Raw genomic sequence first — 13,467 nt, 5'->3', positions numbered from 1 at the left:
GGAACTGGCCGTCCACGAACGCACTGCGGCCTGAGAGCAGGAAGTCCAGGCTGCCGGCAACTGACGGCGCGGTCACGCTCACGCCATCGGCCACCACGATGCCGTTGGCCGTGGCACCTCCGCGCATCTCCTGAGCCGCGGAGCGCAGGAATCCCACCACACCTTGACGGGCGGCGTTACGTGACACGGCAGCGTAATCCTGCGGCTCACCGGAGGCGGGGAGATTGGCCGCTGAGCCCAGAGCCACCCCCGTGGCGGGGCGGGAGACCGTGATCACTCGTCCACCCGGAGCCAACTTGCGCAGCACGGAACCCAGTTCAAGAGCTGGAGCCGTCAGATCGGAGGGTGTACGCACCTCCGTCAGGCACAACACCACGGCACCGACCTTTCGCAGATCATCCCCGTGGCGGTGCACCTCCAGACCGCGCCCCAGGAGGTGGGTGGCCAGGTCATCCGCCTCAGTGGCGGCCGTTTCCCCCGGTCCGCGCGCGCCCGAGGTGGGCGAGAGGACCACCACGGGCCCACTCACCGTGGGGCGCGCAGGATCATGCCGGCGCAGCTCCACCGGTGCGGGCAACCCCAAGGTGGTGGCCACCTTGCGGCCGGGGCCCTGGGAAACCAGACCCAGGTAGGCATCGTCAGGGCCGGTGCCCGGCCAGATCTTGGATGTGACGTTGGGAAGTGACGGGCTCATGGACAAGTCCTTTCACACGGACGACTCCTGCTGCACGGTTGCGGTGATGACCCAGGTGCTGTGCGGCGTCGTCGTGACGAGATGGTGAGGTTGACGGGGCGACCGGAATCAGGACTGCGGGTAGGCGCGCAGCAGCGCCACAGCACCCTGGCCACCAGCCGCGCAGACGGAGATCAGACCGGTCACCGGGCGATTCTGCGCGACTGCGCGGGCCTTGAGTTCCTTGGACAACGTGGCCACGATCCGGGTTCCGGTTGCGGCGAACGGGTGGCCTGCCGCAAGTGAGGAACCGTGGACGTTCAAACGGGTTCGATCCAAGGAACCCACTGGCTCGTCCAGGCCCAGGCGGTCGCGGCAGAACTCTGCGTCCTCCCAGGCGGCCAGGATGGTGAGCACGGTGGAGGCGAAGGCCTCGTGGATCTCCACCAGGTCAATGTCCTGCAACGTCAGACCGTTGCGAGCCAGAAGCCGCGGGGCGGCGTAAGCGGGTGCCATCAGCAGACCCTCCTCCCCGTCCACGAAGTCGACGGCGGCCGACTCGGTGTCCACCACCTCAGCCAACAAGGGCAACTTGTGCTCGGTGGCCCACTGCTCCGTGGCGATCAGGATGGCGGATGCACCGTCCGTGAGCGGCGTGGAGTTACCGGCGGTCATGGTGGCCTCAGCCTCCAACGACTTGCCGAAGACCGGGGAAAGACCCGCCAGCTTCTCCGCGGAGGTGTCAGGGCGCAGGTTGGTGTCCTTGGTGACGCCACGGAACGGGGTCACCAGATCGTCAAAGAAGCCCGAGTCCCAGGTCTTGGCCAGGTTGTGGTGGCTGTTGGCGGCAATTTCATCCTGGGCTTCCCGGGTGATTCCCCAGCGGGCCGTGGTGATGGCCTGGTGCTCACCCATGGACAGCCCCGTACGCGGCTCCGCCACGCCAGGCGCCACCGGGGCCAGGTCGGCCGGGCGCAGCTTGGACAGTGCCATCAGCTTGTCCTTGGGGGACTTGGCTCGGTTGAGCTTGAGCAGAACCTTGCGCAGACCTTCACCCACCACGATCGGGGCATCCGATGCCGAATCCACACCACCGGCAATGCCCACCTCGATCTGACCACAACGGATCTTGTTGGCAATCAGGGAGGTGGTCTCCATCCCGGTGGCACAAGCCTGCTGCACGTCCACACCCGGGGTGTGCGGGTCCAGCGCGGATCCCAGCACGGACTCACGGACCAGGTTGAAGGCCTTGGGCTGCTTGAGCACGGCACCGCCGGCAACTGCTCCCAGGCGCTGCCCGGCAATGCCGGTGCGTGCCACCAAACCGTCCAGAGCTGCCGTGAACAGCTCCTGGACGGAGGTGTTGGAGTACGGGCCACCGGAGCGGGCGAACGGGGTGCGGTTGCCCGCAACCACCCAGGCAGTCTGCTGCTGGCGCGACTGGGGGCGGTTGGACGTGGTGGCTTCCGACGGTGCGGAAACCTCCGCTCCACCCGACTCCGGGCGAGGGTTCTGGGGGGAAGCTGCGGTGTTCTGGGCAGTCATGGAATGAGGCTCCTTGGGGTACGGGACCGATCCAGTATCGATCCGGTGACGGGTATCACTTTTTCTAAGAGTAACTGATACTCTCGGTATCGTGAACACGTCCACCACGCAGCTGGGTCTCAGATCTCGCGATGCCAAGGAACGCACAGACGGCCGATCGCGCCGCTGGCGCCTGCACCGTGAAAAGCGCCGAACCGAGCTGCTGAAACTGGCACGGACCGCGATTGCCGAATGCGGGGCCACGGCCTCCATGTCTGAGATCGCATCCCACTGCCGGACCTCGAAATCAGTGTTCTACCGGTACTTCGAGGACAAGGACGGGCTCAAACGCGAACTCGGCGAATACGTGGTGGCACGCATGGGCCGCCGCATGGCAGAAGCCGTGGCAGAAGCGGGCTCTTTCCAAGAAACCGTGAGGGCACTGGTCACCCAGTACCTGGAACAGATCGAGCACTCCCCGGAGGTGTATCTGTTCGTGGTTTCGGAGAACGCACCCGCGGAGGAGAGCCCCGTGGACCGGTTCTGCCAGGCCGTTGCCGAACTGTTGGTCAACGCCCACCGGCAACACGCCCCGGCCGAGCTGCACATCCCCGAAGCCACCGCACGGTACTGGGCAGCCGGCGTCGTGGGACTGGTCCGAGGCGCCGGTGAAGCCTGGATGCTGCCCCGCAACTGTGCGGACACCCAGCCCCGCGAAGCTGCAGGACCGGCCGCCCCGGAAACATCCGCAGCACCTGAAACCGAGCGGCCCAGTCTGGAGGAGTTCGTGGAGACCGTGACCACCTGGGTGGTCAGCGGCTCACGGCCCCCAGAACCCCGCTAGAGCACAACACAGCACTTCCATCTGAACCACCATCAAGCAGGAGGACACCTTGGCAACCTCACAGCCGAACACCTCACCCCGTAACCGCCCCAGCCGCCGGGCCGCAAATTCCCAGACACCCACGGAAACCCAAAGCGTGGATCAGGAATTCGCCGCCGAATCCCATGACCAGGTTCACCTGGACACCAGCCTGCTGCGGGAGATGCTGCTGGGCTCCTATGCGGAAGAACGCACGGCATCACGCGAACTGATCAAGGACCCCCAGTTCCACCACGTGCCCGGGCGCACCAAGGAGGAACAGCGCGAGCGCACGTTCGAGGCCCTCAAGCAGTTGGCCGGCAGTGATGCCGTGATGGCCGGGCTGCCCACCACTCAAGGTGGCGGCGGACAGCCCGGAGCCTATGTGGCCTCCTTTGAGGAGTTCGTCCTGGCCGATGCCTCCTTGCAGATCAAGGCCGGCGTGCAGTGGGGCCTGTTCGGCTCCGCCGTGCTGAACCTGGGCACCGAAACCCATCACAACAAGTGGCTGGCCGACATCTGGTCCCTGAGGATCCCCGGCTCTTTTGCCATGACGGAGATCGGGCACGGCTCTGACGTGGCCTCCATTGCCACCACCGCCACCTACGATCCCGCCACGGAAGAGTTCGAGATCCACACCCCGTTCCGGGCTGCGTGGAAGGACTACCTGGGCAATGCCGCCGTTCACGCACGCGCGGCCGTGGTGTTCGCCCAGCTGATCACAGGCGGTGTCAACCACGGTGTGCACGCGCTCTACGTGCCCATCCGGGACGAGAACGGCGAGTTCCTTCCCGGAATCGCCGGTGAGGACGACGGCTACAAAGGTGGCCTCAACGGCGTGGACAACGGACGGTTGTGCTTCACCCATGTCCGTGTCCCCCGGGAGAACTTGCTGGACCGCTACGGTCACGTGGAGCCGGATGGCACCTACTCCTCCCCGATCTCCTCCCCCGGCCGCCGGTTCTTCACCATGCTGGGCACCTTGGTGCAGGGCCGTGTGTCCCTGGACGGTTCCGCCGTGGTGGCCACTCGGGCCGGTCTGGCCATTGCCCTGACCTACGCCAACGAACGCCGCCAGTTCGCCCCCGTGCCGGGTCAGCCCGAGCGAGTGCTGCTGGACTACACCCGCCACCGTCGTCGTCTCTTCCCGTACGTGGCACGCGTGCTGGCCGCGGGATTCGCTCACGAGGAGCTCCTGGTGGCCTACGACGACGTCTTCTCCGGGCGCGCTGACAACGACGACGCCCGTCAGGACCTGGAAACTCTGGCAGCGGCCATGAAGGCCACCTCCACCCGGTTGGCCTTGGACTCCCTGCAGGAATGCCGCGAGGCCTGCGGCGGTGCCGGGTTCCTCTCCGCCAACCGGATCACGGACCTGCGCCATGACATGGACGTCTACGCCACCTTTGAAGGTGACAACACCGTGTTGATGCAGCTGGTGGCCAAGCGGTTGCTGGGCGATCACGCCAAGGAGTTCGCTCGCATGGACGTGGGCGTCATGGCGCGTTGGGTGGCCGACCGTGCGGCAGAAACGGCCGTGAACCGTTCCGGTCTGCGGGGCCTGTCCCAGGTCTTCCGCGACTCCGCGGATCCGCGCCGCTCCGTCAATGCCTTGCGGGACCCGGAGACTCAGCGCACCTTGCTGACCGACCGCGTGCGCTCCATGATCGGTGAGGTCGCGGAGAACATGCGCGGGGCCGGCAAGGGCTCCCCGGAGGCCACGGCAGAAGCCTTTGACCGCAACCAGCACCGCCTGATCGAGGCTGCCAAGGCCCACGCCCACCTGTTGCAGTGGGAGGCCTTCACCCGGGCGTTGGAGAAGGTCGAGGATCCCGGAACGCATCAGGTGCTGCTGTGGCTGCGCGATCTGTTCGGCCTGTCCGTGATCGAGGCTGACCTGGACTGGTACCTGTCCCACGGTCGGATGTCCTTGATGCGCGGGCGCATGGTGGAGTCCTACGTGGACCGCCTGGTCACCCGGTTGCGCCCACACATCATGGATGTGGTCGAAGCCTTCGACTTTGCTCCTGAGCATCTGCGGGCGGAGATCGCCACCGGTGCTGAGGCCAAGCGTCAGCAGGAGGCAGCCGACTGGGTGGCTGCGGAACGCGCCGCAGGGCGTTGGCCGCGCAGCGAGAAGGCCTGAGGCCGTCCCTCATCTGACGTGAGATCACCGGTTGGTGTTGAGATCACCTGCAATTGTGGGTGATCTCAACACCAACCGGTGATCTCACGTTCGGGGGAAGAAAATCAGCCGAGGTCGTGACGCATGTCGATGGGCACAAACGTGGTGGTGTCCTCATCCGCAGGCCTGGAGGCCACGGCATCGGCAACAATCACCGTCACGTTGTCCCGGCCCCCGGCGCGCAGAGCGGCGTTGACCAGAACGTCCGCTGCCTCCTTGGGGTGCGGCACCGAGTGCAGGACCCGAGCGATGTGGGCGGTGGCAACCTCGCCGGTCAAACCGTCTGAACACAACAACAGGCGGTCCCCCGGCTCAGCGGGGACCACCCAGATGTCCGGTTCCCACACCTGACCGGTTCCCAGGGCGCGGGTGATCACGTTGCGCCGCGGGTGCACCATGGCTTGGGCAGGAGTGATCTGGCCGATGGACACCAGGTACTGCACCTCGGAGTGATCCACCGTGATCTGCTGGACCTCCGGCTGCGGGCCGTCCTTGGGTGTGGGTGCCACGGGCAACGGCGAGGTGGCGGCCACCTCCACACCCGGTGAGTCGGCATCCGCGATCTGCTCCTGAGCAGGCTCAACGGGCTGGGAATCCGCCACATGGGCCGTGAACTCCCCGGTGGGGTGATGCGCCACGGACGCGTGATCCGGGGCCGGCGTGGCACCCTGCGGGCGCACCAACCGGTAGGTCCGGGAGTCGCCCACGTTGAACACCAACCACAGGCGGGTGCCTTCAACATCCACCAGCCAGGCACCGGTGATGGTGGTACCGGCCCGGCCTCCCAGCTGCTCCTGGATGGCCGTGTCCGCAGCACCCAGAACAGCACGCAGCTTGCTCAGCAGCATCAACGTGGCATCCGGAACTTCCGGATCGAGTTTCAACTCACGTTCCACACGGGCACGGAACCGGGCGACGTCGTCCAACGGCGTGGGCTCGGCCGGAACCTCCACGCTCCACGGGTCCGGAGACGTGAACAGCTGAGATCCGCCCAGGGTCCGCACGGCCAGGGCCGATGCCACTTCGCCGGCCTCATGACCGCCCATGCCATCGGCCACCGCGCACATGGTGCGGGTGACCACCAGGGAGTCCTCGTTGGTTTCCCGCCGCAGACCACGGTCCGTGGCTGCTCCTGCGCGAATCACCAGTTCAACGCTCACGCGTAATCCACCTCAAGTTGTTGGCCGGGTCCTTCCAAGAGTTCCACGGGCTGAACGTCACCGAAGCCCCGCACGTTGTGCGTTTGTTTGGGGGTCAGCACGAATCGGTCATCCCCACGCAGAACTGAGGCCGTGGACGCATCCACCAGCACACTGCCCGGCGGGGTCAATGCAACCAACCGCGAAGCCAAATTAACAGTTGGACCGTACAAGTCACCCAATCGTGGCAACACACGACCCCACACGAACGCAACACGGGACTGTGGAAGTTCCGGATCATCACGAATGATGCGCGCCAACGCGAGCGCCATCAACGCGCCCTCCTCCGGGGATTCGGCCATGAACATGACCTCGTCACCGATGGTTTTGATCAGCCGACCCCGACCCACGGCAATCACCTCGGCACAGCGTTGTTCAAAGCGCTGCACCAGTGCCGCCAACGTGCGTTCGTTCATCTGCCGGGACAACGAGGTGTAGGACACCATGTCCGCGAACCCAATGCCGCGAGCCAGCGGAAGGTCCGTGGAGTCGTCGTCGTCATCGGCATCACGCAGACCGCTCACGGTGGAACCGTCCGGGCGCTCCTGACGCATGGCCAACCGTTGCACGGCAGCGTTGAGTTGACGCCGCCATGAATAGATCAGCAGCTTTTCCAGCGTGGGCATGAGCCTGGGCAGAAGGTTCAGCAGTTCCCGGCGAGCTTGCGCGTCCGTGCGCTCACCGTTGACCACAAGGTCCTCCACCAGCGCTTCCACCTGCCACACCACCATGCGGTCGGTCATCTGCGCCATGGCACGGACCAGGGACAGGGCACCCTCCTCCGTGACCTCGTCATTGATCACCAATTCGGAGATGTCCCGCAGGGCCTCGGCGTCACGGGCGGTGAAATACACCTCTTCATCCGTGAGATTGGGGAAGCCCATGGCTCGCCAGATCTTGCGGGCGTTGAGCAGGGACAAACCACCGCTGTGTGCAGCCTCCCGCCGGGTCATGTCACGTTCAGAGCCCAGCAGCAGATTCTCCAGGTCATGGAAGGCCTGGCGGGATTCTTCCGATCCGTACACGTTGGCCTGCACCGGATTGCGCAGGTTCAGGTTGATCTGCGCCGTTTGGGGTCCGATTTCAGGCTGGGTCACGACGCCGTCGCTCGGCTCCCGCTGCTGCCTCACCTCATCCAGGCCTGCTTGATCCTGGCCCACGTTGTCCGGGCCCACGCTTTCCGGGCCCACGGTGTCCGCGCCGGGATCGGCGTCACGGTCACGCTGAAAAGGTCTCCACGGTGTCATGACGGCCTCCCCCAATCACCGGCACCGGTGTAGCCCTGGGCCAAGCGGTGCTGAGCATCGCAAGTTTCCTGGATGAGCCCGGCGAACTGTTCCACCTGCGGCGCGTGGTTCAGGCGCAGGACACCGGAGGCCCCGAAATCGGCGCTCAACATCCCGATCCCGGCACTACCCAGAAAGCCACGTCCGGGGCGTGCTTCCACCCGCTGCAACCACAGCAGCGGGATTCGCACTCCCCCGCGTGGTGCGGCCCCGCCCACCAGCATCAAACGACGGTTGGTCAACACCAAGCGGGTCAGTGCCCAACGCATGACCGGGCGCACCACCGCCAGAACGATCACCAACACCAACAGCAGGGACAATCCCGTTCCCAACACCGAGTGCACCGTTTGCCAGGTGTCATCCATGGGCCGCCAACGCACCTCCAACATCCGTTGCAGCAGGGCATGGGTGAAGACCGCAAGCACCAGCACCACCGCAGGCTTCAGCAGTTTGGACGGGTGAGCCACGGTGGAGACCACCACGTGCTCCCCTGATTCCAGGCCTAACTTTTTGCTCACCGCGCCTCCTGCACGGGACGCAGATGGATCACGTCTCCGGCGTTGAGATGGTGGTGAGCGCCGTCGTCGTCACGAATGATCAAGGCGCCGTGATCGTCCAAGCCGACTGCCTGACCTTCCAGGGGAGTCTGGTCACCGGGCAGTTCGGCGCGAACCCTGCGCCCCAGGGTGCCCAGCAGGCCTTCCACCAGGGCCCGTAGGGTTCCGTCAGGCCGGGTGAGTTGGGTGGGGTCGGCGCAGTAACTGCGGTAGATGGGCAGGAATCTGCTCACCATGGCACGCAGCAGAAGCGCCCGGTCCCCGGTGCCGCCTTCCAGCACCACGGATGTTGCGGTGTCCACCGGCAGGTGTGTGGAGCTGACGTTGATCCCGGCTCCCACCACCACTGCTGGTGGGAGGTGGTCGAAAGTCACCAGGGAGGCCAGCACACCCACCATCTTGCGATCGCCCACCAGGACGTCATTGGGCCATTTCACCTGCGCCTGCACGCCGTGATCGGCCAGGGCCTGGACGACTGCGCAGCTCAGCAGCATGGTCAGCCATCCGAAGCTCTGGGTGGGCAGGGGCTGTCCGCTGGGGGCTGCGGGACGCAACAGCAGAGAGAACGTGAGGGCCTCGCCAGGTTCCACCACCCAGGTGCGGTCCAGGCGACCGCGACCCTGGCTCTGGAAATCTGTGGCAACCAACGTCAGGTCCTCCGGGGTCTGCCCGTGCAACGCGGCGTCACGGGCACGGTCGGCCAACTCCTGATTGGTGGACCCGACCTCAGAAAGCATCACCACCGGCGCACCCAGAATTTGTTCCAGATCCCGGTGCAAGGCCTGGTCATGAGCCAGTTGCCCTGGGGCAACCTGCCTGCTGCCATCGCCACCTGCGCGGGTCATCCACTCTCCTGTTTCCGCGCCCGGGCGGGCGGGGTTATCGTCGTGATGTTGATGTGTTTCACATCCACAGTAGTAGCCGTGGCCCCAGGCGGACCCCTGAACGGGCCAGGAATTGCCCGCACGTGACCTCTGACAGCCCGGCACCCCACTGACCACACCCACCTGACAAGGATCCAGATGTCCCTTCACGCAGTCACCTACGTTTACGGCGGTTCAGCGGATGCCCTGGCCGAACACCGCCCCGCACACCGCCAGTTCCTCAACGAACTGGAGGTGGCTGGTCTCCTCTTGGCCGCAGGCCCCTACGACGACGACGCCCCCGCCGGTGCACTGCTGATCATTGAGGCCGATTCCCCCGAGCAGGCGTTGGAACTCCTGGATCCTGACCCCCTGCTGGTCGAAGAAGTCATCACCGAACGTGCTGTGCGCCCGTGGAAGGTCACCGTGGGCCGCGTGCGGTGACCAAGAATTTGTAGAAGTCACACAACGGAGCTGGTCGGCAGACTTCCCTAGACTGGCCAGGTCCACCGCTGATCCGTGCCCGGAGAACTGATGTTTCTCCGGTGAGCTGCGAGGTGCCATGAGCCACGACTTGTCCACAACTGCTGGCAAGATTGCCGATTTCCGCGACCGCCGGGACCAGTCCTTTGCCCCCGCTGGTGAGGCCGCCATTGAGCGCCAGCACTCCCGGGGCAAGAACACCGCCCGCGAGCGCGTGGGAATGTTGCTGGACCAGGATTCCTTTGTGGAGTTGGATGCCTTGCGGGTCCACCGCACCTCCGCATTCGGCATGGACAAGAAGAAAATGCCCGGTGACGGTGTGGTGGCCGGTTACGGCACCATCGACGGACGCCTGGTGGCCATCTACTCCCAGGACTTTGCCGTCCTGGGCGGATCTTTGTCCGAGGCCAACGGCGAGAAGATCGTCAAGGTGCAGAAGTTCGCGTTGAAGAACGGTTGCCCGGTGATCGGGATCAACGACGGCGGTGGCGCGCGCATCCAGGAGGGTGTGGCCTCCCTGGCCATGTTCGCGGACATCTTCAACATGAATGTCCGTTCCTCCGGTGTGGTCCCGCAGATCTCCTTGATCATGGGCCCTTGTGCCGGTGGTGCCGCGTACTCTCCGGCGCTGACGGACTACATCATCATGGTGGATGAGACCTCCCACATGTTCATCACCGGCCCGGACGTGATCAAGACCGTCACGGGTGAGGACGTGGACATGGAGACCCTGGGCGGTGCCCGGCAGCACAACGAGACCACGGGAACGGCCACCTACCTGGCCACGGATGAATCCGATGCCATTGACTTCCTGCGTGAGTTGCTGGAGTTCCTGCCCTCCAACAACTTGACCGAACCGCCCTTGTTGGACCATGACCAGGAATTCGAGCTCACGGACGAGGACCTGGATCTGGATTCCTTGATCCCGGATTCAGCCAACCAGCCTTATGACATGCGCGCGGTGATCGAGGCCGTGGTGGATGAGGGGCATTTTCTGGAGATGCAGGCCCTCTACGCGCCCAACGTGATGATCGGTTATGCCCGGGTAGAAGGTCACACCGTGGGGATCGTGGCCAATCAGCCCATGCAGTTTGCAGGCACCTTGGACATTGCGGCCTCTGAGAAGGCCGCACGGTTTGTGCGCCACTGCGATGCCTTCAACATTCCCATCCTGACCCTGGTGGATGTGCCTGGCTTCCTGCCGGGAACGGATCAGGAGTTCAACGGCATCATTCGCCGCGGTGCCAAGTTGCTCTACGCCTACGCGGAGGCCACGGTTCCGCTGATCACCTTGATCACCCGCAAGGCCTACGGCGGTGCCTACATTGTGATGGGCTCCAAAAAACTGGGTGCTGACATCAACCTGGCCTGGCCCACGGCGCAGATCGGAGTGATGGGCGCCCAGGGCGCGGTGGAGATCCTCTACCGCCGTGACTTGAAGGCTGCCGCGGAGGCGGGTGAGGACGTCGAGGCCAAGCGCGCCGAGCTGGTGAAGCAGTACGAGGAGCAGCTGCTCAACCCCTACCAGGCCACCCAGCTCGGGTACGTGGACTCGGTGATCGCCCCGTCCGAAACCCGGGAGAACATCATCCGCGCACTGCGTGGTCTGCGGGAGAAGCGGGCCTCCACGCCTGCCAAGAAGCACGGGAACATTCCGCTGTGAGCACCCAGCACCAGCAACCTGGCCAGCAGGGCCACAGCGGCGCCGGCAACGACGTCGTGAATCCCTATGGTGACCACCAGCTGCCGGAACACCTGCATGCGGAGGACTCCGCCGTCCACTTTGTGGGCGGCAACCCCACGCCGGAGGAGGTTGCTGCGGTCACGGCAGTGATTGTCGCCGCCGCTGCGGAGACGCAAGAGGCGGAGACCACGGGCACCAGGCGTGCACAGAACCGCCGCGCGCGGCTCGGGTTGCGCCTGCGTCCCGGCCTGGGCGCATGGCGGCGCACCTTGCCGTTCCGCTGATTCACCCGAAGCGTTGCGGCTGCCGATCGTTGAAGCCGACCGTTGAATCAGCGGCAAGCAGCTAAAGTCAGTGGACCATGAGTCGATCCACCGGAGCCCCCACACCAGATTCCGCCCTTGTCAGCACTCCTCATGGCCCGCGTGAGGCTTCGGCCATCGACCAGATTGCCAATGCGCACCTGGACCGTCTGCTGACCCTCAATCCGTCGTGGGCCATTGAACTCAACGCGCCCACACACGGCTGGGGCTATCCGGATTTTGGGCCGGAGGGCCTTGAGGCCGAACAGGATGCGCTGCGCACCACCCTGCGGGATCTGGATCAGGCGCAACCCACGGACGACGTCGACCGCGTCACCGCCCATGCCCTACGGGAACGAATCGGAGTGGCCACCGCCCTGTACCAGAACGGCTGGGGTGGGGCGCGGATCAACGGGATCTCCTCCCCCGTGCAGAAGATCCGGGAGGCCTTTGACAACCTGCCCAAGAACACGGACGACGACTGGCATGTGGTGCTCTCCCAGCTGGCGGAGGTCCCCGGTGCGGTGACCAGCCTGATCTCAGGGGTGCGTCACCGGCAGGAGCACGGTCCGGTCACCGCCCGGCCCCAGTTGCTCAATGCCGCCCAGCAGGCGGAGAACTACGCCTCCGTGGACGGGGCGTTCATGGGGCTGACCCACCGGCCCCACGTGGTGCAGTTGCCGGAGACCATGCGCAGGCAGTTGCACTCCGCGGTGGATGCCGCCCGGCGTGCCTACACGGGGTTGGCGCAGGAGTTGCGTGCCATTGCGCAGGCAGCACCGGAGGGTATGTCCGTGGGGAGGCACGAATACGCTTTGCGCCTGCAGGAACACAGCGGTGCCCAGCTGGACCTTGAGGAAAGCTACCGCTGGGGTGCCCAGCAACTGCGAGCCGTGACGGAGCAGATGCGTTTGACGGCATCGGAAATCCTCCCGGAGCACGCCGGTGATGATCACATCCGGGCCGCCATGGATGCCCTGGATGCCGATCCCCACCGGCAGCTGCACGGGCGCCATGAGCTGATCTCCTGGATGCAAGGTGTTAGCGAACACGCCATCCAGTCCTTGGCGGACACCCATTTTGAGATCCCGGAACCCATGCAGCACCTGGAGGCCAGGATTGCGCCCACCACGGACGGTGGCATCTACTACACCCCGCCGTCAGAGGACTTCCAACGCCCGGGACGAATGTGGTGGTCTGTACCTGCCGGGACCGAGGTCTTCCGGACCTGGGGTGAGCGCACCACGGTCTACCACGAGGGTGTGCCCGGCCACCATCTCCAGTTCGCCACGGCCATTGCCGCCGCCCAGACCCTGAACCGTTGGCGGCGGATTGCGCTGTGGGTACCGGGTCACGGGGAAGGCTGGGCGCTGTACGCCGAGCGGCTCATGGACGATCTGGGGTTTCTGCAGGATCCCGGGGACCGGATGGGCATGCTCAACGCCCAACGCATGCGTGCAGCACGCGTGGTCTTTGACATCGGGTTCCACTGTGACCTGCCGATTCCTACCGAGTTGGATCCCCTGCTGGGCCAGGCAGCAGGCGCCAGGCGGTGGTCCCCGGAGGTCGGGTGGGCATTCCTGAAGGAAAACATCGTGATGGGAGATGCCTCCCTGCGCTTTGAATGGATGCGTTACATGGGCTGGCCGGGGCAGGCACCGGTGTACCAACTGGGTCAGCGGGTCTGGGAGCAACAGCGGGACCTGTGGAGGGCGGCCACGGCAGATCAGTTCTCCCTGCGGGAGTTCCACCGCCACGCTCTGTCCCTGGGCTCACCCGGTCTGGACACCTTGGCCTACGCCTTGGACCTGGCGCGCCCTGCCTGATCCCGGCTGCTGTGGCTCGCCAC

At 65.3% G+C, this 13,467-nt stretch carries 11 protein-coding genes and 1 pseudogene; 6 read left to right on the top strand and 6 right to left on the bottom strand.

What is annotated here, in order from left to right:
- Window positions 1-694, bottom strand: a pseudogene (locus L979_RS11535) (3-oxoacyl-ACP reductase); the annotation flags it as partial.
- Between the two features lie 108 nt (window positions 695-802).
- Complete coding sequence (locus L979_RS11530; protein WP_081994405.1) at window positions 803-2,218, bottom strand: acetyl-CoA C-acetyltransferase; 1,416 nt, start codon at window positions 2,216-2,218, stop codon at window positions 803-805.
- Between the two features lie 91 nt (window positions 2,219-2,309).
- Here L979_RS11530 and L979_RS11525 point away from each other — a divergent pair, with 91 nt between their 5' ends.
- The gene (locus tag L979_RS11525; RefSeq protein ID WP_052209844.1) at window positions 2,310-3,041 is read left to right on the top strand and encodes a TetR/AcrR family transcriptional regulator; all 732 of its coding nucleotides are present in this window, start codon (window positions 2,310-2,312) and stop codon (window positions 3,039-3,041) included.
- Window positions 3,042-3,090: 49 nt separating this feature from the next.
- The gene (locus tag L979_RS11520) at window positions 3,091-5,205 is read left to right on the top strand and encodes an acyl-CoA dehydrogenase (protein WP_369792996.1); all 2,115 of its coding nucleotides are present in this window, start codon (window positions 3,091-3,093) and stop codon (window positions 5,203-5,205) included.
- Window positions 5,206-5,309: 104 nt separating this feature from the next.
- On the opposite strand, the gene L979_RS11515 is transcribed toward L979_RS11520, so the two are convergent.
- Genes L979_RS11515 through L979_RS11500 form a run of 4 tightly spaced genes read right to left on the bottom strand, consistent with a single transcriptional unit; the run spans window position 5,310 to window position 9,131 of the window.
- A complete protein-coding gene (locus L979_RS11515) occupies window positions 5,310-6,404 on the bottom strand; it encodes a PP2C family serine/threonine-protein phosphatase (RefSeq protein ID WP_047692351.1) in 1,095 nt (364 codons plus the stop codon).
- A complete protein-coding gene (locus L979_RS11510; protein WP_081994399.1) occupies window positions 6,401-7,690 on the bottom strand; it encodes an adenylate/guanylate cyclase domain-containing protein in 1,290 nt (429 codons plus the stop codon). Before L979_RS11510 ends, L979_RS11515 begins: the two co-directional genes overlap by 4 nt.
- Window positions 7,687-8,247 carry a hypothetical protein gene (locus L979_RS11505; protein ID WP_052209842.1) on the bottom strand — a complete coding sequence of 187 codons (561 nt, stop codon included), beginning with the start codon at window positions 8,245-8,247 and terminating at the stop codon, window positions 7,687-7,689. The genes L979_RS11510 and L979_RS11505 overlap by 4 nt, the downstream gene beginning before the upstream one ends.
- A complete protein-coding gene (locus tag L979_RS11500) occupies window positions 8,244-9,131 on the bottom strand; it encodes a biotin--[acetyl-CoA-carboxylase] ligase (protein WP_052209841.1) in 888 nt (295 codons plus the stop codon). The genes L979_RS11505 and L979_RS11500 overlap by 4 nt, the downstream gene beginning before the upstream one ends.
- A gap of 177 nt (window positions 9,132-9,308) precedes the next feature.
- On the opposite strand from L979_RS11500, the gene L979_RS11495 reads away from it, so the two are divergent.
- The 4 genes from L979_RS11495 (at window position 9,309) to L979_RS11480 (ending at window position 13,444) form a co-directional block, all read left to right on the top strand.
- The gene (locus tag L979_RS11495; RefSeq protein ID WP_047692350.1) at window positions 9,309-9,593 is read left to right on the top strand and encodes a YciI family protein; all 285 of its coding nucleotides are present in this window, start codon (window positions 9,309-9,311) and stop codon (window positions 9,591-9,593) included.
- Between the two features lie 118 nt (window positions 9,594-9,711).
- Entirely contained in the window at window positions 9,712-11,295 is a 1,584-nt protein-coding gene (locus tag L979_RS11490) for an acyl-CoA carboxylase subunit beta (protein WP_047692349.1), read from the top strand.
- Window positions 11,292-11,600, top strand: coding sequence for an acyl-CoA carboxylase epsilon subunit (locus tag L979_RS11485; RefSeq protein ID WP_231559523.1), 309 nt, complete (start codon window positions 11,292-11,294; stop codon window positions 11,598-11,600). The genes L979_RS11490 and L979_RS11485 overlap by 4 nt, the downstream gene beginning before the upstream one ends.
- Window positions 11,601-11,677: 77 nt before the next feature.
- A complete protein-coding gene (locus tag L979_RS11480) occupies window positions 11,678-13,444 on the top strand; it encodes a DUF885 domain-containing protein (RefSeq protein WP_047692348.1) in 1,767 nt (588 codons plus the stop codon).
- The last annotated feature ends 23 nt before the right edge of the window (window positions 13,445-13,467 follow it).

It is taken from the genome of Kocuria sp. ZOR0020 (genome assembly GCF_000800955.1).
Taxonomy (GTDB): Bacteria; Actinomycetota; Actinomycetes; order Actinomycetales; family Micrococcaceae; genus Kocuria; species Kocuria subflava.
This window is presented reverse-complemented; position numbering and strand designations above follow the sequence as displayed.

Bases quoted from the DNA above. Each gene is read 5' to 3' on its own strand.
- L979_RS11530 (WP_081994405.1), bottom strand. From the start codon at position 2,218: ATGACTGCCCAGAACACCGCAGCTTCCCCCCAGAACCCTCGCCCGGAG.
- L979_RS11510 (WP_081994399.1), bottom strand. From the start codon at position 7,690: ATGACACCGTGGAGACCTTTTCAGCGTGACCGTGACGCCGATCCCGGC.
- L979_RS11500 (WP_052209841.1), bottom strand. From the start codon at position 9,131: ATGACCCGCGCAGGTGGCGATGGCAGCAGGCAGGTTGCCCCAGGGCAA.
- L979_RS11495 (WP_047692350.1), top strand. From the start codon at position 9,309: ATGTCCCTTCACGCAGTCACCTACGTTTACGGCGGTTCAGCGGATGCC.
- L979_RS11490 (WP_047692349.1), top strand. From the start codon at position 9,712: ATGAGCCACGACTTGTCCACAACTGCTGGCAAGATTGCCGATTTCCGC.
- L979_RS11480 (WP_047692348.1), top strand. From the start codon at position 11,678: ATGAGTCGATCCACCGGAGCCCCCACACCAGATTCCGCCCTTGTCAGC.